Genomic DNA, 18011 nt, shown 5'->3' with positions numbered 1-18011 from the left:
GCACCGGGGTGCCCACTCGGGCACCCCGGTGCTGGTGTGCGTGGCGGCCGTCGTGGGTGCGGCCGCGGCCGCACCTCTCGTTCACCTCGTGCTGCGGGTGGTGGCTGCCGATCCGGAACGGTTGGCGAGCGTGCTGATCCGCCCGCGCACGCTCGAACTGCTCGCGACCACCGTCGGGGTGACGACGGCGACGAGCGCGGGAGCCCTCGTGCTGGGGGTGGGAACAGCCTGGCTGCTGACCGGCATCGCGCTGCCCGGTGCCGCGTTCTGGCGCATCCTCGCGTGCCTTCCGCTGGCAGTGCCGAGCTTCGTCGCCGCCTTCGGCTGGATGGGAGTGTTCCCGGGCCTGTCGGGTGCGGGGCCGCTCGTGGCCGTGCTCGTGCTATCGACCGCGCCGTACGTCACCGTGCCCGCGATGGCGGCCTTCGCCCGTGCCGACAGGGCGGTGACGGATGCCGCGGTGTCGCTCGGCACCCCGCCGCTGCGCGCCTTCTGCACGACGACCCTGCCCCAGGTGCTGCCGGCGGCTCTTGCCGGCACTCTCCTGGTCGCCCTCTATTCGCTGTCGGACTTCGGTGCACCGGCTCTGCTGCGGGTGGACACGCTCACGACCGGCATCTACGCGCAGTTCACCGGCGGCTTCGACCGGTCGCTGTCGGCGGCGATGGCGCTGGTGCTCGCCGTTCTCGCCCTGGGCTGCGTGTTCGTCGAGGGCGTGCTGCGTCGGCGTTCCTCCGCGCGAACCGACGCGCGCGCGGTGCCCGTCGCCGCGCGCCGACTCGGTCGCGGCGGGTCGGCGGGCGCGATGCTGCTGCTCGCGGCTGTCGGTGTGGCCGCGGTCGTGGTTCCGCCGACCGCGCTGATCGCCCGCCTTCCTGCGACGCAACGCTATGTCGCCGAGCCTGTCGACCTCGCCGTTGCCGCCGCGACGACGCTCGCATTCGGGCTCGTCGCCGCGGGGATCGCGGTGGCCGCCGCGCTGCCGGTCGCATGGCTCGCGGCGCGCCATCGTTCGCGGTTCGTGACCGCGCTCGAGGCGGTCACCTACGTGGGCCATGCCCTTCCAGGATTGGTGGTGGCGCTCGCCCTCGTGTCGCTCACGCTGGCGGTCGCACCCGGGGCCTACCAAGGTCCCCTCGCGCTGATCGCCGCCTACGTCGTGCTCTTCCTGCCCAAAGCGGTCGGCTCGGAGCGCGCCGCATTCGCCGGGACTCCGAGAGGACTCGAAGAGGCCGCAGGCAGCCTGGGCGACGCCCCCGCTCGCGTCTGGCGGCGGATCACACTCCCGCTGGCAGCACCGGGAATCCTCGCCGGCGGGGTGCTCGTGCTCGCGGCGGTGATGAAGGAGTTGCCGGCCACACTGCTGCTGCGCCCCATCGGCGTCGACACGCTCGCCACCGAGCTGTGGCGCGCGACGAGCGTCGGGGCCTACGGGGCCGCAGCGCTGCCGGCGCTGCTGCTCATCGCCGTGGGGCTGATCCCCGCTCTCGCTGTGGCTCACGGCATCCGTTCGATCGGGAAGGACCCGCGATGACCCTCCACCTGCGCGACGTCTCGGGGGGATACGGTGCGGCCTCGGTGGTGCGCGGCGTCGACCTAGCTGTCGATCGTGGCGAGATCGTCTCGGTGCTGGGGCCGTCGGGGAGCGGCAAGACCACGCTGTTGCGCATGATCGCGGGGCTGCACCCGCTGACCTCCGGTCGTGTCCTGTCGGGTGGTCGCGACCTCACCCACGTGCCCGCGCACCGTCGCCGCATCGGTCTCGTCGCCCAGGAGGGCGCGTTGTTCCCCGGGCTGAGCGTCGCGGCCAACATCGCCTATGGCTTGCGCGGCGTGCGCGCCCGCCGGGCGGCGGAGCACCCGGATGTCCGGCGCTTGCTCGCCTTGGTGCACCTCGACGACCTTGCCCACCGGATGCCGCACGAACTGTCGGGTGGTCAGCGTCAGCGCGTGGCGGTAGCGCGTGCGCTCGCCCCGGAGCCGACGGTGGTGCTGCTCGACGAGCCGTTCAACGCACTGGATGCGGGACTTCGCTCCGGTGTCCGCGACGGCGTGCTGGCGCTGCTTCGCGAGGCGGGCGTGGCAGCGCTTCTGATCACGCACGACCGCGCCGAAGCGTTCGCCTCCGGCGACCGGGTGGCGGTCTTCCTCGAGGGGGCTGCTGGCCCAGGTCGATACTCCCGCGGCGATCTACCGCTCACCGGCGACGCCGGCGGTCGCCGCGTTGGCGGGGGATGTCGTGCCGCTTCCCGCAGCGCTGGGCGGCGGCCGCGGAGTGGGGGTGCGCCCCGAGCAACTGGTGCTCACCACGACGGGCGGCGTGCGGGCGCGTGTCACCGCCGCGCTCGACGAAGGCTCCCGCGCGGTGATCGGCGTGGCGTTCGACGATGGCGAGACGGCGGCTGTCGAGGTGTCCGGGTACGCGGAACACCCCGTGGTGGGGCAGCGCGTGGGGGTGGCGGTGCGGGGCCGTATCCTTCCTGCTGTGACCGTGAGCAGGCTCTGACCCGCCGCCGACGTCGCGACCGCGAGCGTCTTGAGCTGCGGAGCGCGTCGACAGCAGGCTTCGCGGTCATCCGATCCGAGAGTGAACAGCCCACGATCCGGTTCGCGCAGACGTCTTCGATCGCGCAGCGGCGCGGCTTGCCTTCGCTCGTGCGATGTTCCGTGACACCGGTGAGCTCGCACGCTCTCGGGAGCCACCACTGACGGACGCCCAGCCCTGGAGCAGTTGCACAGACCGGCTGAGCTCGCTGTGGTCATGTCCGCCGAGACCGAGCCTGAAGCACACCCACGGTCATCGCTCCGGAAGCCCGATGTCGATTGTCAATGATTAGACTATCTGCATACCCGCTCAAGGAGGAGATCATGACCCTACTCGCCCCCGACACCTGGCCCCGGACGCAGCCCGACAGAGCCCCGAGCCAGCGCAGCGAGGTTCGCGCCGTCATCGCGCCGGCAACCGGACAGCATCTCGGAGACGTCGCCCTCGCGACGGCGGAGGACGCGCAACGCGCCGGCGCCTCGGCCTCCCTGGCCCAGCGCGACTGGGCGGCTCGCCCGCCGGCGGAGCGCGCCGCAGTGCTGCGACGAGCGGGAGACCTGTGGACGCAGCACGCTGCCGAGATCGAGTCGTGGATCGTGCGCGAAGCCGGCTCGATCCCACCCAAGGCGGCTCTGGAAGTATCGATCGCCGCAGCCGAGTGCTACGAAGCCGCTGCGCTGCCGACACATCCGGCCGGAGACGTGCTTCCCTCGTCGGAGCAGCGTTGGAGCTTCGCACGGCGGCGTCCCGCCGGCGTGGTGAGCGTCATCGCGCCCTTCAACTTCCCCCTCATCCTGTCGATCCGGTCGGTCGCCCCCGCGCTCGCACTGGGCAACGCCGTGTTGCTCAAACCCGACCCGCGCACGGCGGTGTCCGGTGGCGTGGCACTCGCACGCGTCTTCCAGGAAGCAGGTCTGCCCGACGGCGTGCTGCAGCTGCTCGTCGGCGGCGTCGATGTGGGCGAGGCCGTGGTCACGGCACCCGAGGTGCGCATCGTCTCATTCACCGGCTCGACCGCCGCAGGGCGCCGCGTCGGCGAGCTCGGCGCGCGTCACCTGAAGCGCACGCATCTCGAGCTCGGCGGGAACAACGCGCTCATCGTGCTCCCGGGCGCCGATCTGGCACTCGCCGCCTCGGCGGGCGCGTTCGGCTCCTACATGCATCAGGGTCAGATCTGCATGACCACGGGGCGCCACCTCGTCCACGAGAGCCTCAAGGAGGACTACGTTGCGGCACTCGCCGAGAAGGCGGCGCACCTTCCGGTCGGCGACCCCGCCTCGCAGCAGGTGGCCCTCGGGCCGCTCATCGACGAGGGGCAGCGCTCACGAGTACACGCGATCGTGCAGGACTCGGTCGCCGCCGGCGCCCGTATCGCCGCCGGCGGCACATACGAGGGGCTGTTCTACGCCCCGACGGTGCTCGACGATGTGCAGGGCCACCACCGCGCCTGGGCGGAGGAGATCTTCGGGCCCGTCGCACCCGTGCGCTCCTTCGCGACGATCGACGAGGCGGTCGCCCTCGCGAGCGAGAGCGAGTACGGTCTCTCCCTCGGCGTCCTCGGCGATGTCGGACTCGCGATGGAGGTCGCGGATGCCGTCCCGAGCGGCATCGTGCACATCAACGAGCAGACAGTCTCGGACGAGGCGAACGCTCCCTTCGGCGGCGTCCGCGCCTCCGGCACCGGGTCGCGCTTCGGCGGAGCCGCAGCCAACATCGAGGCGTTCACGGAGACGCAGTGGCTGACCGTGCGGCCGTCGATCGCCCCGTATCCGTTCTGATCCCCGTGGGGAGGGCGGCGCATCCGCCCTCCCCACGGTCTACGGACCTCAGAGCGCCTCGATCACCACGGCCATGCCCTGACCGCCGCCGATGCAGAGCCCGGCCACGCCGAGAGTGCCACCCCGCACGGATAGCCCGTTGAGCAGGGTTCCCACCATGCGGACACCGGTCGCTCCGAACGGGTGTCCGAGCGCGATCGCTCCGCCCAGCGGATTGAGACGCTCGTCGTCGATGCCGAGGGCACGCTGCGAGGCGACGACCTGCGAGGCGAACGCCTCGTTGATCTCGAAGACGTCGATGTCGTCCACACGCGCGCCCGCTCGATCCAGTGCCGTCTGGATGGCGGGCACGGGACCCATCCCCATGATCTCCGGAGAGACGCCCGCCACGGCAGACGAGAGGATGCGCGCACGCGGCACGAGACCCGTGGCCCGGGCGGTGCGCCCGCTGACCACGACAGCAGCCGACGCGCCGTCGTTGAGCGGGCACGCGTTGCCGGCCGTGACCGTGCCGTGGGGCACGAACGCGGGCGGCAACGCCGCCAGCCCCTCTCGGGTGGTTGCGGGCCGCGGGGAGTCGTCGGCATCCACGATCGTGCCGTCCGTGAGGCGGACGGGGACGATCTCCCGCGCGAAGAGTCCCGAGGCGATCGCGCCGGCCGCGCGCCGCTGCGAACGGAGGGCGAGAGCGTCCTGATCCTCCCGGCCCACTCCATGACGTCGCGCGACGAACTCGGCCGTCAGCCCCATCGCCACGTAGACGTCGGGGAGTTCTCCCTCCATGCGCGGGTCGACCCAGGAGTCGCCCTCCGCCTGCTGCCGAGCCCGGGCTCCGGGGCCCTCGAACGCCGGATGCGGACGCTGCTCGCGGGCCACGTAGCGGCTCACGCTCTCGACCCCGGCGGCGACGAAGACGTCGCCCTCCCCCGCGCGAACGGCATGGAAGGCCATCCGCAGCGCCTGGAGCGACGAGGCGCAGAAGCGCGTGACCGTCGCGCCCGGCAGGCGGTCCTGACCGAGCAGCACGGCGACGCGGCGCGCCATGTTCTGCCCCTGCTCGTCCTCCGGCTCGGCGCACCCGAGATAAAGGTCCTCGACCGCATCGACCGGGATCTCCGGCACGGCGGCCAGTGCGGCGGAGACCGCCTGCACGGCGAGATCATCGGCACGCACCGATACGAGACTTCCCTTCCTCGCACGGCCGATGGGGGTGCGCACCACCGAGGCGATCAGGACATCGTCATCCTTGTAGTCGCTCATTCGCTCACTCCTCTCTCACCGCGCGGACCACGACGGCGGTCGCCGCTCGACGAACGCGCGCGGCCCCTCGCGACTGTCCTCCGTCTCGAGCACGCGCTGATGCTCGGCGTCGCTCAGGGCGAGGGGACCGGACTCGGCCGCCACGGCACCGTCCACGATCCCCCGCGCGATGCGCTTGCTGGCCTGGACGGCCAGCGGGGCGGCGCGCGAGATGGCGGCAGCGACCTCCAGCGCGACCTCCCGCACGGAGCCCGCGGGAGCCAGCCGTGACACGAGGCCGAGCTGGTGGGCACGAGCGGCATCGATGGACTCGCCCGACAGGATCATCTCCCACGCCACCGTCTGGGGAAGACGTTCGGACAGCCGGACGACCCCGCCCATCGCCGCGATGATCCCACGGGTGACCTCGGGCAGCGCGAACGATGCCCGCTCATCGGCGACGATCACGTCCGCCATCAGGCAGATCTCGAGGCCACCGCCGAGAGCGAGTCCGTTGACGGCGGCGATGAGCGGCTTCGTGCCGTATCGCCCGGTGCACCCTCCGAATCCCCAGCGCTCGAGGCCCGGATCATCGGGAAGCACCGACGCGCCCGCCGAGAGGGCCTTCAGATCCGCGCCGACGCAGAACGCCCGCTCCCCCGCGCCGGTGATGACGACCGCCCGGATGTCGACATCCGACTCCGACAGCTCCATCGCCCGGGCGACGCCTGTGCTCACGGCGGCGTTCACGGCGTTCAATGCTTCCGGACGCCGGATCGTGACGACCAGGACGTGGTCGATCCGTTCGACGGCCACGACCTCGTTGATCTCAGCCACGCGACACCTCCCGGTCGTAGTCGAAGAACCCTCGGCCCGACTTGCGACCGAGACGCCCCGCGGCCACCATCCGCTTGAGAAGGAACGGCGGCTCGAATCGCGGGTCCCCGGAGGCCTCCCGGATCGCCGCGCCGGCGTTCACCGCGACGTCGATCCCCGTCAGGTCGAGCGTCGCGAGAGGCCCGAGCGCGTGCCCGAATGCGAGAACACACGCACGATCGACGTCCTCGGGTGTCGCCAGACCAGACTCCACGATGCGCGCCGCCTCCTGCGTCAGCACGGTGATCAGTCGGGAGGTCACGAAGCCGGGGTCGTCCCGGGAGACCACGATCGGCTCCTTGCCGAGGGACTCGACGAACGCGACCGTACGTGCGACCGTCGCGTCCGAGGTCGCCGAGCCACGGACGATCTCGCACAACGCCATCGCCGGGACAGGCGAGAAGAAGTGCGTGCCGATCACTCGCGCGGCGTTGCGGGTGCGTCCGGCGATGTGGGTGATGGGGAGCGAGCTCGTGTTGGACGCGAGGATCGCGTCGTCCGTCACGACCTCCTCCACGTGCGCGAACAGTTCTCGCTTGATCGCCAGGTCTTCGATCACCGCCTCCACGACGATCGCGGCGTCGGCCAGCGACGCGAGATCGTCGACGGCAGAGACGCGTTCGAGCGCGTCACTGGCGAGTTCGGCGGAGATGCGCCCGCGGTCGCGCGCAGCGGCGAGTCGAGCGGCGATCGCCTCGCGCGCCGCCTCGGCAGCGCCGGGGGCGACATCCGTCAGGCGCACGGTGTGCCCGGCGACGGCAGCGACCTGGGCGATGCCGGCGCCCATCAGCCCGGCGCCCACGATGCCGACGACGAGGGGAGGACGAGGGAGGGAGCCGTCGGCGAGCGAGGCGGATGGGTGAGACATGAGACTCCGTTGTCGTAAGGGATCCAGACCCTCAGACTACTTTGTCAACTACTTGACTATCAAGTGTCGCCCCGACGACTAGCTGCGATCGGCCTCGTCGGCGGCATCGCCGTGGTTGACCAGCTTCTCGAGCAGCCGATCCAGCTGCGCGCGCTCATCATCGGTCAACGGCGCGAACCAGCGTTCGACCAGCAGGTTCTGCTCGGTGACGGCCTCACGAGCGATGCGGCGCCCTTCGTCGGTCAGCCGCACCGTGAGCAGGCGACCGTCCGCATCCCGTGGACGCTTCCGCGTGATGAGCCCCTTGCGCTCGAGCGTCGCCAGGACGACCGATGTCGCCTGTCGCGTCACGCCGATGAGCCGCGAGATGGTCCGCGCCTCCAGAGCGTCGAAGACGGACAGGGCGAACATCGCGCTGAAGCCGCTCCAGCTGAGACCCTTCGGGCGGTGCACCCGGCGCTCCGAGACCCCGACGAAGACATTGGCGGCACGGACCAGATTGATTCCGAGACGCATATGACTCGCGTCCACACCGTCCTCGATCGAGGACGCGTAGCGCATCGCGGCGTCGCTGTACTCGACAGGTCCGATGTCATGGGGCGCAGGATTGTCGGGCACTGACATGGCCTCATGATATGTGCGAACCCGGTCAGGTCCTGGGCGCACCGAACGACGAAGCCGCCGCCAGCGTCTCGACGAAGCGTCGAGCTTCGCCGTCGGCGTACTCGGCGAACCCCTGGCCAGACGCCGCCCGCACGTTGTCCTTCATGGCCGCGACCGCCGCTTCCGGGTATCCGGCGATCCGGGCGGCGAGCGCCGCGACCTGCGCTCGGGCGTCATCGTGCACCTCGGTCAGCAGCCCGATGCGGTGGGCATGATCAGCCGAGATCCGGCCGGGCGAGAGAAGGAGCGCGGTCGCCTGCGAGACACCGCACAGCCTCGACAACAGCCAGCCCAGACCGAAGTCGCTCCCCAGGCCGACGCTGAGATATGCGGTGTCGAAGGTCGCCCGCGGGGATCCGATGCGGATGTCGCAGGCCGCCGCGATCGCCATGCCCGCCCCGATGCAGTACCCCTCCACGAGGGCGATCGTCGGCGTGGATGCCGTCAGCAGCTCATGGACGACATCGGCATTCGCCCGCAGGCGCGACACCACGGCCTCCCCCGCGCCGCCGACGACCTCATGATGCATCTCCGCCAGCATCGCGAGGTCGCCTCCGACGCTGAAGGAGCGCCGGCCCCCTTCCACCACGACCACGCGCACCCTCGGATCCGCGAGAACCGCGGACAACGCCCGCCCGAAGTCGGAGACGACGCCGTCATCGAGGGCGTTCAACGTCTCCTCCCCTCCCAGCGCGAGACGCGCGACGCCGTCGTCGCCGACGCTCGTGACGACCTGCGTCACAGCAGCGCGTCCACGGTCGTGACCACGACGAAGAACGTTCCGGACTCTTCTCCCACCGTGCTCCAGGCGTGGCTCGTCGCCTGCTGGATCACCACGTCGCCGGCAGCGAGATCGACGCTCTCGTCGTCGAGATCGAGGCGGATCCAGCCGTCGAGGACGACGACGTAGTCGATGGAACGCGTCGTATGGAAGCCGTGCTCCCGAACGCCCGGCAGCGGCATCGCCCGCTGCTCGCGAACGTTCTCCGGCGTCAGGTGCACGATCATCGACCGGCTCGCGCCGGCGGCGGGCTCGAAGGGCAGCGCGGTCGCGGGATCGTGAGGCGAGATCCACGACGGCAGGGCATCCGGTTCGACGGTCCAGACCTGCGCGGAGAATCCGTCGAAGACGATCTCCTCGTCCGAGATCACCCTCGAACGCCCTTCGACGTTCCCGGTCACGATTCGACGCGACATGTTGTCATCCTTCCTCGGTGTGACGCATGAACAGAGCGAGCATCTGGGCCGACACGGCGGGCTTGACCGCACCATCGACGACGAGCGTGCCGGCGATGCGGGCGAGCACGCCCTGCGGGCGCAGCTCACCCGAGACGAGGGTCGCCTGCAGCCGCACACTGCTTCCCACCAGGAGCGGCGAGGGGAACCGCACCGACTCGACGCCGTAGTTGAGCCCGAAGGCCGAGTCGGAGACCTCGAGGAGGTCGAGGAGCAGCAACGGCATCAGACCGAGTCCGAGGAAGCCGTGCGCGATCGTCCCCCCGAACGAGCTCGCGGCGGCTCGCTCGACGTCGACGTGCATCCACGCATGGTCGCCCGTCGCGTCGGCGAAGCGGTCCACGCGCTCCTGCGAGACGGTCAGCCCTCCGCTCACGCCGAGGGGGACATCCCTGGCGGCCGCCAGCTGCGTCATCGTCATCGACATCGTCGTCATGACCACAATCATGGGGGCGGAACCCCACATTGTCAACTATTTGACAGATTGGGGGGTCGACCCGGCTCCCTGCTCCTCGTCGGGATCGAAGGGCGGGAGGTGAGCCGCGAGGAGCTTGTCGAGGAGGCGGATGAGTGTCACCCTCTCCCGCTCGGTGAGTATCGCCGCCCATTGTTCTTCACGCCGGTTGTTCAAGCCCAAGAGGCGCTCGAGGGTGTCCCCGCCATGGTCGGTCATGGTCACGATCGTCATCCGGGCGTCGACGTCGGAGCGGGCACGCGTCACCATGCCGTACTTCTCGAGGGTGTTGAGCACGGCGGACATGCTCGCCGGGGTCACGCTCGACAGACGCGCGAGGTCGTTGGGCGCGAGCGGGCCGGCCGCGCCCAGGGTGAACAAGACGCGGTACGCCGCCCACGTCATCCCCTGGGGACGATGCACGGTCCTCTCGAGGTCGTGCTGCAGCCGGTTGCCCACTCGCACCAGCCCGAGCACGACATCCATGGACTCCACGGACGCGTCCGGCCGCGACGCCACGAGCGCGGCGCGCGCGAGCTCGCCGAACTCACTCGCACGAGGGGCGAGGCGTCCGCGCTTCCGAGTCACACTGCCAGCCTAGCGCGAACGGACGAAATTCGTTCGATATCGAACATATTCGGGGTAAGGTCACCTCCATGGATGCACCGGCGCACACCCCCTTCGCTCAGACCGCGACCACCCGGAACCGCGACCATCGCGTGACGTTCGTCACCGGCGCCGGCGCCGGGATCGGCCGCGCCAGCGCCCTTGCCTTCGCCGCGCGCGGCGACGCCGTCGCGGTGGCCGACATCGATGTCGAGGCCGCCGCGGAGACGGTGCGCCAGATCGAGCTGGCGGGGGGAATCGGTCGACCATTGCGATGCGACGTATCGGTCGAGGCCGACGTGCGCGCGGCGGTCGAGGCCACGGTGGACAGCTTCGGCGGGCTCGACTACGCGCTCAACAACGCGGGGTTCGGCGGCCCGCCACGGAAGCTGGTCGACTGGCGTCGAGAGGACTTCGACCGGATCCTCGCCGTCAACGTGACCGGCACGTGGCTGTGCCTGAAGCACGAGCTGCGCTACATGCAGGAGCAGGGCGGCGTCATCGTGAACATGGCATCCATGTTCGGGATGGTCGGGTTCGCCGACCTGGTGCCCTACACCGCCACCAAGCACGCCGTGATCGGACTCACACGCGGCGCGGCCCTGGAGCACGCCGCGGCCGGCGTGCGCGTCAATGCCATCGCTCCCGGCACGATCGACACCCCGAGCGCCCGCGCCTTCGGGAACACCCCCGAGGAGAGAGAGGCCGCGGACGCGGTCCAGCTGGCCAATCTGCCGATCGGGCGGATGGGCCGCCCTGACGAGGTGGCGGATGTCGCGACCTGGCTCTGCTCGGATGCGTCGTCGTTCGTGACCGGCTCGGTCATCACCGTCGACGGCGGCTGGACCTCGCGCTGACGTGGAGGGGCCGCGCCCACGAACGGGCGCGACCCCTCCACGGGCGTCTCAGAAGACCCCGCCGTCGACCGGGATGACGGCGCCGGTCGTGAAGCTGGACTCATCGCTCGCGAGATGCACCCCGAGCTGAACGACCTCCTCGGGCCGCCCCATACGCCGCAGGGCGGCGGAGTCGATGACCGCCTGCGCCACGGTCTCCCGCTCGGCCTCCTCGAGGTGGGCGGTGGGCAGCGTCGCCATCGGCGTGTCGATCACACCGGGACAGATGACGTTGACGCGCACGCCGTCATCGGCCAGCTCCGCCGCCAGTGAGCGTCCCAGCTGGATGAGCGCGGCCTTGGTCATGGAGTACGCGGTGATCCCCCGGACGGCGCGGAGCCCCGCCGTGCTGGCCACGAGAACCATGACTCCGCCACCCGCGCGACGCATCTCGACGGCGCACCTCTGCGTCAGCCGGAAGACCGAGCGGACGTTGATCTCGAACACGCGGTCGAAGAACTCCGTCGTCGTCTCGATGAACGGCTGCAGCGGTTGCGTGATCGCGTGGTTGCTGTAGAGGACATCGATGCGACCCGATCGCGTCAGCGTGGCCGTCACCACCCGGTCGACCTCGCCGGGCTCGGTCAGATCGGCGCGCACGTACTCCGCCGACGCGGCCGACATCCGCTCCCGCAGGGCCGGCGACAGCTCCACGACATCTGTCGCGAGCACCGTGGCACCTTCACGAGCCATGATCTCCACCGCCACGATGCCCTGACCCCCGGCCGCCCCCGTGATGAGAACGGACTTGCCCGCCAGCCGACCCGTCATGCCGTCGCCCCCACACCGCGCCGACGATGACCGTGTCGGTCCCCAGTGCGGCCGATCACTCCGCTGAAGATTTCGAGACCCATGACTTCCTTTCAGGGGTGAGGGATCAGGTGTCCAGGTAGACCGCGCGAAGCAGGTCCGGCTGGTCGATGAGCTCGGCGCAGGAGAGCTCGTGCGCCACCGAGCCGCGGGCGAAGAGATAGGCGCGGTCTCCGTACGTCAGAGCGAGGTGCGCGTACTGCTCGACGAGGATGATCGCCAGGCCGTCGTCCGCGAGCGATCGGACCGCCTTCAGCAGGCGAGTCACGAGCTTGGGGGCAAGCCCCAGCGACAGCTCGTCGATCATGAGCACAGCCGGTCGCTGCGCAAGGGCACGGGCGATGACGAGCATCTGCTGCTGACCGCCGGACAGCTGCGCGGCGGGCGTCGTGCGCTTCTCCACGAGCTCGGGGAACAGGTCGTAGGCGCGCGCGATGTCGCTCGCGCCTCCCGTGACCCTGAGGTTCTCCTCGACCGTCAGCGGTCCGAAGACGCTTCGCCCCTCCTGCACGTGGGCCAGGCCCAGGCGCGTGCGCCGGAAGACGGACAGCCGGTTGAGCTGCGCGCCGTCCAGCGCCACGGTGCCGCCGGCGATGGGGATGACACCCGACACGCCTTCCAGCAGGGTCGTCTTGCCTGCGCCGTTGCTTCCCAGCAGGAGCGTCACTTCACCGGAACGCGCGACCAGGTTCACGTCGCGCACGACGCTGCGGCCCTCTCTTTCGATGCGTACCGCATCGAGGATGAGTTCACTCATCGATGTCCGCTCCTCCCAGGTAGGCACTGACGACGAGATCCCGGCTCAGGACGTCGTCGGGGGCCCCGCTGGCGATCACCTGCCCGAAGTTGAGCACGGTGATCGATTGGCACAGCGCGCTCACGATTCGCATGTCGTGCTCGATCACGAGCACACCGGCACCGCAGATGGCAGGGATCGCCGAGACGCCGCGAATGAGCGACTCGACCTGCGCCTCGCCGAGCCCGGCTGCGGGCTCGTCCAGCAGCAGGAAGCGCGGAGACGACGCGGCCGCGGCGACGACCTCGATGAGCCGCCGGGTTCCGATGTCGACGCGTTCGATCCTGGTCGACAGCGCCGGGATGCGGAACGTCGCCGCCAGCTCCTCGGCGATCGCCACGGAGTGCCCGTGCGGACTGGCGAGCGCCACGTACTCGCCGATCGTCAGCTCGGGAATCGTGCGTTCGCGTTGGAACGTGCGGCGCACCCCCGCGCGTGCGCGTGCTTGCGGGCCCCAGCCGTTCATGCTGTCTTCGCCGAGCCGGACATCGCCGCTGTAGCTGCGAGTGAACCCGGACACGATGTCGACGAACGTCGACTTGCCGGCGCCGTTCGGACCGATGAGACCCACGACCGATCCGGCGTCCATGGAGAAGTCCACGTCGCGCAGAGCGGGCACGCCGGAGAAGCTCACCGTCACACCCGAGACAGACAGCGTCTCCGCCCCGCCGGCCGCGCGAGTCGTGGCGTCGGCGTCGCGACGCCGGCTCGCGGCCACGGCGGCCGCGGGCGGCACCGCCACGGTGCCCGTCTCGAGCACAGCGGCGGCCGGCACGACCTTGGTCGCGCGGAGAAGGCGTCGAAGCCCGGACCGGATGTCGGCGGCCATGCCCTCCCGACCGGTGGCGAGCACCTGGATCGCGCCGACGGCGAAGAGCACGTTGTTGTAACCGCCCGAGACCCCGAGCGAGGTCAGCACGACGGGGAAGATCGTGCTGAACAGTCCCGCCATGACCGCGCCTTCCACGTATCGTGCCCCGGACATGACCGCGGCGAGGAAGATGGTGAGGGAGGCCATCGGCGAGAACGACGCCTGGTCGATCACCCCTTGCTGGACGAGGAGCATCGATCCACCGAAGCCCGCGATCGCGGCCCCGATCGCGATCGCCATCAAGCGGGTGGGAAGAAGCCGCATCCCCATCGCCGCGGAGGATCGCTCGGAGTGCTTGATGGCCAGCCAGGAGCGGCCGAGACGACGATGCGAGACGAAGACCATCGCACCGGCGACCACGGCGAACGCACCCCACGTCGCGATCATGAAGACTCGATCATTGGCGAGGAACGACGGGCGCCCGATGAACAGTGTGCCGGCGCCGCCCGGGAAACCGACATTGCCGATGATCTGCTGGAAGGCGATCGCGAACGCGAGCGTGACAACCATCAGATCCACGTCGCGCAGGCGCAGGGCCAACACCCCGACGAGCGTGCCGAGCACCCCGGCGACGACGGCCCCGGCGAGCACCGCGACCAGCACGGGCAGGCCGAAGTCCAAGACGAGCTTGGCGGTGATCCACGCACCTGCGGCGGCGAAGGACAGCTGGCACAGCGAGCTGATGCCGATGTAGCCGAAGGTCACTCCGACGCTCAACGCGATGAGCGCATTGATACCCGCCGTGGTGACGAGGTAGATCCAGAAGTTGGGCAGCGTGCCGGCGAGGATCACGACCGCCGCGAGCGAGGCCACCACCGTGGCCGACAGCAGAGCCTTAACGCGCGTCATTCCAGACCTCCCGGCGCTTGGTCCATCCGAGGATGAGGACGATCAGGACGAAGGGCAGCACGTCCTGGAGATCGGCGATCCAGCCGCCGCGGAGCATGAACGCCTGCAGGACGCCGACGGCCAAGCCGCCGACCACCCCCCACACGACGCTCACGAGCCCGCCCAGAAGCGCCGCCGCAAGGGCGGGTGCGATGAGGAAGCTGAGGTCGGTGAAGCTGCTCGGGAACGCCGGCGCGAGCAGCGTGACCGCGATGGCGGCCAAGAAGCCGGTGCCGGCCCACGTGATGACGATGAGTCGCCGCACGGGGACACCGACGAGGTTCGCCGTGATGGGCCGGGCGGCGATGGCTCGCAAGCGGATGCCCGTGCGGGTGCGCGCGAGGAAGAGCGACACGACGATGGCCAGCACCACGGCCGCCGCTGCCGACACGACCGCGGTGTAGGGCAGCCGGAAGTCACCGAGAGCCACCGTGCCCGGAACCAATGACGGGGCGTTGCGCACCGAGTTGCCGAACACCTGCAGCGAGATCGCGATGAGGCCGATCATCATGCCGATCGTCGCACTCGATCGGATCACGACTCCCAGCTGCGACAGCCAACGCGCATCCACCAGTCCCATGACGGCGCCGACGGCGGCCGCCACGACGGCGCCCACGAGGGCGCTGACGGCATAGGGCGCCGCCGTGGTGTCATTGACCCAGAGCGCGACGAAGAGGCCCACGCTCCCGACCGCCGCGAGGGCGAAGTTGAGCACACCGATCATGCGGTACATCATCACGATCGCCAGCGCGAGCGTCGCGTACGCTCCTCCGGTGACGAGTCCCGCACCTATGGTCTCGATCATGTTCGTGGACTCCTTCGTCGCACCGCGCGGGCTCAGCTGGCCTTGGTGAACCACTTGCCGTCGACGGGCATCCAGCTCCCGCTCGACGGATCCAGGGTCACCATCATGATGGCCTTGTTCGGCCCCGCGTTGTTGCCCTGGACGCCGAACTTGAGCGGGGTGCCGACCATCGTGGTCTGGACGTTCATGTCTTTCAGCGCCGCCCCGACCGAGTCCCGCGTGATGTCGCCCTTGATGCCCTTGAGGACGTCGACGAGCGCCATCGCGGCGACGTATCCCCCCTCTTGCAGCGAACCGACGGGGATGTTGTTCTTCTTCATGAGCTGGAGGTAGTCCTGCAGGTCGGCCGATCCGGAGTCGGCGGTCGTGTAGGGCAGGAACTCGCTGCCGAGGTAGATCTTCTGCCCGTTGCCCTTGAGGGCGAGGCCGACGTCCTCGGTGAAGACGGTTCCCGGAGAGACCCAGGTCACTCCCGTGAGGCCCTGCTCGTCGGCGGCCTTCATCATCGACACGAACAGCTCGGAGTAGACGCCGAGGACGATCACGTCGCAGTTGGCCTCTTTGATCTGCTGCACCACGCCGCTCGCGGGGCTGGTGGACGTGAGCGAGCGGATGTCGAGCGCGAACTGGCCTCCCGTGTCGTCCTGCCAGTTCTTCACGGACTGATCCAGCGCCTCGTTGCCGCCGGGGTTGTTGTTCTGCACGTTGCAGACGCGCTTGCCGTGGAGCTCGTTCGATGCGTAGTAGTAGAGCAGCTCGGTGTTGAGGTACGGGCCGGTGTTGACGGGGGCGATCACTCCGGAGCCGAAGCAGGCCTGCGAGGCCCCGATGGGCAGGGAGTAGACGCTGTTCTGCTCGTAGTAGGCGGCATTCGCCGTGCAGTCCACGGTGCTGATGCCGCCGGCCATGGCGTACACGCCGTCCTGGTCGACGAGCTTGCGCGCCCCCTGGGCGGCGAGTGCGGGTGTGGCCTGGTCGTCCTCGACCGTGTACGAGATCTGACGGCCGTTGATGCCGCCCTCCTGGTTCACCCGATCGAACACGGCCTGCGCCGATTCGGACACGCCGGGGAACGTGATCTGACCCGATGTCGAGCTGACTGCGCCGATCGGGATGGGGTCGCTCGCGCCGGGCGACGAGGAGGAGGGGCCACACGCAGTCAGCGCGAGCGCCGCGACGGCGACCAGCGCGATTCCAGACATGCGCATCGGGTGGAGTTTCATGACAGGTCTCCCTTGACTCTGGTGTGTTGCGAGGCTGCGCCGACGACGGGGTAGCGCATTGCGTCGAGACGTACATTAGATTAGACATCTAACATCTTCAACGTCAATAGACAAAGGTTGGACAATCTCGAGGCTAAGGAGTCGCCATGACGCAGAGGGCAGATGCCACCACCAGCACCCGGCAGCGGGAGGCCGAAGTGAGCGTGCGCGACCTGCTCGCGGCGGACACCGCCACCCGCAGCCTCGGGATCAGCCTGGGGGCGGTCGACGTGGGCGTCGTGACCGCGTCGATGCCCATCACACCCTCGATGGTCAACGGCCTCGGGGTCGCGCACGGGGGCTACCTGTTCCTGCTCGCCGACACGGCGTTCGCCTACGCATGCGCCGCACGGGGGACCCGTGCGATGTCCCGGCATGCCGACATCACCTACCTGTCACCGGCGCGCGAAGGACACGTCGTCGTCGCTCATGCCCGGGAGCGCTCCGCCTCCGGACGCTCGGTGATCGTCGACGTACGCCTGACGCTCTCCGACGGGACGCTCATCGCGGAGTCCCGCGGACACGGCACCGTGGTGTGACCGACGTCACACCACGGCCGAGCCTCACTGCCAGCGCGGCGTACGCTTCTCGACCCAGGCGGCCGGGCCCTCGACGGCATCGGGATGCAGCAGCTGACGCTGGATGAGCTGCCAGGCGAACGCGCGCGCCCCCGCCGGGTTCGACACAGTCTCCCACCCCGCCTGCAGCGTGCGGGCCACCGCGGCCGGAGAGTTCGCGGCGATGCGCTCGGCCAGCGAGAGAGCGCGAGAGACCGCGTCGCCGTCGGCGACCACCTCCTGGACCAGACCGGCACGCTGAGCCCAGGCGGCGTCCATCCGCGCATCCTTTCCGAGGAGAGTCAGATAGAGGGCATCACCCAGGCCGACCCGCTCGGTGAGGCCCACCACCTCGATGCCCGCGGCGAGGCCGATGTTCACGTGGGAGTCGCCGAACTGGGCGGAGGACGAGGCGACCACGAGGTCGGAGTCCAGCACGAAGTGCAGACCGGCCCCCATCACGAGCCCTTCGACGGCGGCGACGACGGGGAGCCAGACCCCGGCGCGCCGCGCCGTGATGGCGAAATCGTGCGCATGGGTCTCCCGCGGCGACGGCAACGCCAGCCCCGCGAGCTCCGTGACATCGCGTCCCGTCGCGAACAGCCGTGCGGTGGAGGACGCCAGCACGACGCTTCGCACCCCCGGGTCGGCGGCGAACATGCTCCACGCCTCCTCGAGAGCTGAGATCATCGCCGTATCGAAGGCGTTGCCCCGGTGCGGACGGTCCAGAAGGAGCACGGCGACGTGCCCCTTGCGCGCCGTTGCGATGCCGCGAGGATCCCGAACGACGTCCGTGAGCCCGAGCTCCGCCACGTCGATCGACCATTCCTGCTCTGTCACGAGTACTCCTTCGTCCGCCGC

19 protein-coding genes and 1 pseudogene are annotated in these 18011 nt (G+C 69.9%); 6 read left to right on the top strand and 14 right to left on the bottom strand.

Annotated elements, in window-relative coordinates; translation table 11 throughout:
* The first annotated feature begins 40 nt into the window (after positions 1–40).
* The 4 genes and pseudogenes from QE381_RS15860 (at position 41) to QE381_RS15840 (ending at position 4323) form a co-directional block, all read left to right on the top strand.
* Complete coding sequence (locus tag QE381_RS15860; protein WP_307219712.1) at positions 41–1534, top strand: iron ABC transporter permease; 1494 nt, start codon at positions 41–43, stop codon at positions 1532–1534.
* Positions 1531–1953, top strand: a pseudogene (locus tag QE381_RS17975) (ABC transporter ATP-binding protein); the annotation flags it as partial. The gene QE381_RS15860 and the pseudogene QE381_RS17975, both read left to right, overlap by 4 nt.
* 286 nt (positions 1954–2239) lie before the next feature.
* Entirely contained in the window at positions 2240–2506 is a 267-nt protein-coding gene (locus QE381_RS15850) for a TOBE domain-containing protein (RefSeq protein ID WP_307219709.1), read from the top strand.
* 362 nt (positions 2507–2868) lie between these two features.
* Positions 2869–4323 carry a benzaldehyde dehydrogenase gene (locus tag QE381_RS15840; RefSeq protein ID WP_307219707.1) on the top strand — a complete coding sequence of 485 codons (1455 nt, stop codon included), beginning with the start codon at positions 2869–2871 and terminating at the stop codon, positions 4321–4323.
* Between the two features lie 48 nt (positions 4324–4371).
* On the opposite strand, the gene QE381_RS15835 is transcribed toward QE381_RS15840, so the two are convergent.
* From QE381_RS15835 to QE381_RS15800, 8 genes are all read right to left on the bottom strand, one after another.
* On the bottom strand, positions 4372–5583 hold the full coding sequence (locus QE381_RS15835) for an acetyl-CoA C-acyltransferase (RefSeq protein WP_307219705.1): 1212 nt from the start codon (positions 5581–5583) through the stop codon (positions 4372–4374).
* Between the two features lie 15 nt (positions 5584–5598).
* Positions 5599–6399, bottom strand: a complete 801-nt coding sequence (locus QE381_RS15830) for an enoyl-CoA hydratase-related protein (protein WP_307219703.1) — start codon at positions 6397–6399, stop codon at positions 5599–5601.
* Complete coding sequence (locus tag QE381_RS15825) at positions 6392–7306, bottom strand: 3-hydroxyacyl-CoA dehydrogenase family protein (protein ID WP_307219701.1); 915 nt, start codon at positions 7304–7306, stop codon at positions 6392–6394. Before QE381_RS15825 ends, QE381_RS15830 begins: the two co-directional genes overlap by 8 nt.
* 78 nt (positions 7307–7384) lie before the next feature.
* The gene (locus QE381_RS15820; protein WP_307219700.1) at positions 7385–7930 is read right to left on the bottom strand and encodes a MarR family winged helix-turn-helix transcriptional regulator; all 546 of its coding nucleotides are present in this window, start codon (positions 7928–7930) and stop codon (positions 7385–7387) included.
* Positions 7931–7955: 25 nt separating this feature from the next.
* Entirely contained in the window at positions 7956–8711 is a 756-nt protein-coding gene (locus tag QE381_RS15815; RefSeq protein ID WP_307219698.1) for an enoyl-CoA hydratase/isomerase family protein, read from the bottom strand.
* Positions 8708–9166, bottom strand: coding sequence for a hypothetical protein (locus tag QE381_RS15810; protein ID WP_307219697.1), 459 nt, complete (start codon positions 9164–9166; stop codon positions 8708–8710). The genes QE381_RS15815 and QE381_RS15810 overlap by 4 nt, the downstream gene beginning before the upstream one ends.
* A gap of 4 nt (positions 9167–9170) precedes the next feature.
* Complete coding sequence (locus QE381_RS15805) at positions 9171–9641, bottom strand: MaoC/PaaZ C-terminal domain-containing protein (RefSeq protein ID WP_307219695.1); 471 nt, start codon at positions 9639–9641, stop codon at positions 9171–9173.
* A gap of 36 nt (positions 9642–9677) precedes the next feature.
* Positions 9678–10247 (bottom strand): MarR family winged helix-turn-helix transcriptional regulator, encoded by a 570-nt coding sequence (locus QE381_RS15800; protein WP_307219693.1) that lies wholly within the window; start codon positions 10245–10247, stop codon positions 9678–9680.
* 68 nt (positions 10248–10315) lie between these two features.
* Between QE381_RS15800 and QE381_RS15795 the strand changes: the two genes are divergently transcribed.
* Positions 10316–11122, top strand: a complete 807-nt coding sequence (locus QE381_RS15795; RefSeq protein WP_307219692.1) for an SDR family NAD(P)-dependent oxidoreductase — start codon at positions 10316–10318, stop codon at positions 11120–11122.
* Positions 11123–11170: 48 nt separating this feature from the next.
* On the opposite strand, the gene QE381_RS15790 is transcribed toward QE381_RS15795, so the two are convergent.
* From QE381_RS15790 to QE381_RS15770, 5 genes are all read right to left on the bottom strand, one after another.
* Positions 11171–11932: an SDR family NAD(P)-dependent oxidoreductase gene (locus QE381_RS15790; RefSeq protein WP_307219690.1), complete on the bottom strand. Its 762-nt coding sequence runs from the start codon at positions 11930–11932 to the stop codon at positions 11171–11173.
* Positions 11933–12038: 106 nt separating this feature from the next.
* Entirely contained in the window at positions 12039–12728 is a 690-nt protein-coding gene (locus QE381_RS15785; RefSeq protein WP_307219688.1) for an ABC transporter ATP-binding protein, read from the bottom strand.
* Complete coding sequence (locus QE381_RS15780; protein ID WP_307219686.1) at positions 12721–14487, bottom strand: ATP-binding cassette domain-containing protein; 1767 nt, start codon at positions 14485–14487, stop codon at positions 12721–12723. Before QE381_RS15780 ends, QE381_RS15785 begins: the two co-directional genes overlap by 8 nt.
* Positions 14474–15331 carry a branched-chain amino acid ABC transporter permease gene (locus QE381_RS15775; RefSeq protein ID WP_307219684.1) on the bottom strand — a complete coding sequence of 286 codons (858 nt, stop codon included), beginning with the start codon at positions 15329–15331 and terminating at the stop codon, positions 14474–14476. The genes QE381_RS15780 and QE381_RS15775 overlap by 14 nt, the downstream gene beginning before the upstream one ends.
* 32 nt (positions 15332–15363) lie before the next feature.
* The gene (locus QE381_RS15770; protein ID WP_307219682.1) at positions 15364–16533 is read right to left on the bottom strand and encodes an ABC transporter substrate-binding protein; all 1170 of its coding nucleotides are present in this window, start codon (positions 16531–16533) and stop codon (positions 15364–15366) included.
* 167 nt (positions 16534–16700) lie between these two features.
* Here QE381_RS15770 and QE381_RS15765 point away from each other — a divergent pair, with 167 nt between their 5' ends.
* The gene (locus tag QE381_RS15765) at positions 16701–17132 is read left to right on the top strand and encodes a hotdog fold thioesterase (protein ID WP_307219680.1); all 432 of its coding nucleotides are present in this window, start codon (positions 16701–16703) and stop codon (positions 17130–17132) included.
* Between the two features lie 24 nt (positions 17133–17156).
* On the opposite strand, the gene QE381_RS15760 is transcribed toward QE381_RS15765, so the two are convergent.
* Positions 17157–17990 (bottom strand): enoyl-CoA hydratase/isomerase family protein, encoded by an 834-nt coding sequence (locus tag QE381_RS15760; protein WP_307219678.1) that lies wholly within the window; start codon positions 17988–17990, stop codon positions 17157–17159.
* Positions 17991–18011: the final 21 nt, after the last annotated feature.

The sequence above is a fragment of the Microbacterium sp. SORGH_AS_0888 genome, from assembly GCF_030818905.1.
Classification (GTDB): Bacteria; Actinomycetota; Actinomycetes; order Actinomycetales; family Microbacteriaceae; genus Microbacterium.
The sequence above is the reverse complement of the archived record's forward strand: the minus strand, read 5'-3'. Positions and strand labels throughout refer to the sequence as shown.

Excerpts from the sequence above, each read along its gene's own strand:
- QE381_RS15790 (WP_307219690.1), bottom strand. The coding sequence starts at position 11,932 with ATGACGGGTCGGCTGGCGGGCAAGTCCGTTCTCATCACGGGGGCGGCC.
- QE381_RS15795 (WP_307219692.1), top strand. The coding sequence starts at position 10,316 with ATGGATGCACCGGCGCACACCCCCTTCGCTCAGACCGCGACCACCCGG.
- QE381_RS15775 (WP_307219684.1), bottom strand. The coding sequence starts at position 15,331 with ATGATCGAGACCATAGGTGCGGGACTCGTCACCGGAGGAGCGTACGCG.
- QE381_RS15805 (WP_307219695.1), bottom strand. The coding sequence starts at position 9,641 with ATGACGACGATGTCGATGACGATGACGCAGCTGGCGGCCGCCAGGGAT.
- QE381_RS15810 (WP_307219697.1), bottom strand. The coding sequence starts at position 9,166 with ATGTCGCGTCGAATCGTGACCGGGAACGTCGAAGGGCGTTCGAGGGTG.
- QE381_RS15785 (WP_307219688.1), bottom strand. The coding sequence starts at position 12,728 with ATGAGTGAACTCATCCTCGATGCGGTACGCATCGAAAGAGAGGGCCGC.
- QE381_RS15840 (WP_307219707.1), top strand. The coding sequence starts at position 2,869 with ATGACCCTACTCGCCCCCGACACCTGGCCCCGGACGCAGCCCGACAGA.
- QE381_RS15770 (WP_307219682.1), bottom strand. The coding sequence starts at position 16,533 with ATGTCTGGAATCGCGCTGGTCGCCGTCGCGGCGCTCGCGCTGACTGCG.
- QE381_RS15825 (WP_307219701.1), bottom strand. The coding sequence starts at position 7,306 with ATGTCTCACCCATCCGCCTCGCTCGCCGACGGCTCCCTCCCTCGTCCT.
- QE381_RS15835 (WP_307219705.1), bottom strand. The coding sequence starts at position 5,583 with ATGAGCGACTACAAGGATGACGATGTCCTGATCGCCTCGGTGGTGCGC.
- QE381_RS15780 (WP_307219686.1), bottom strand. The coding sequence starts at position 14,487 with ATGACGCGCGTTAAGGCTCTGCTGTCGGCCACGGTGGTGGCCTCGCTC.
- QE381_RS15765 (WP_307219680.1), top strand. The coding sequence starts at position 16,701 with ATGACGCAGAGGGCAGATGCCACCACCAGCACCCGGCAGCGGGAGGCC.
- QE381_RS15820 (WP_307219700.1), bottom strand. The coding sequence starts at position 7,930 with ATGTCAGTGCCCGACAATCCTGCGCCCCATGACATCGGACCTGTCGAG.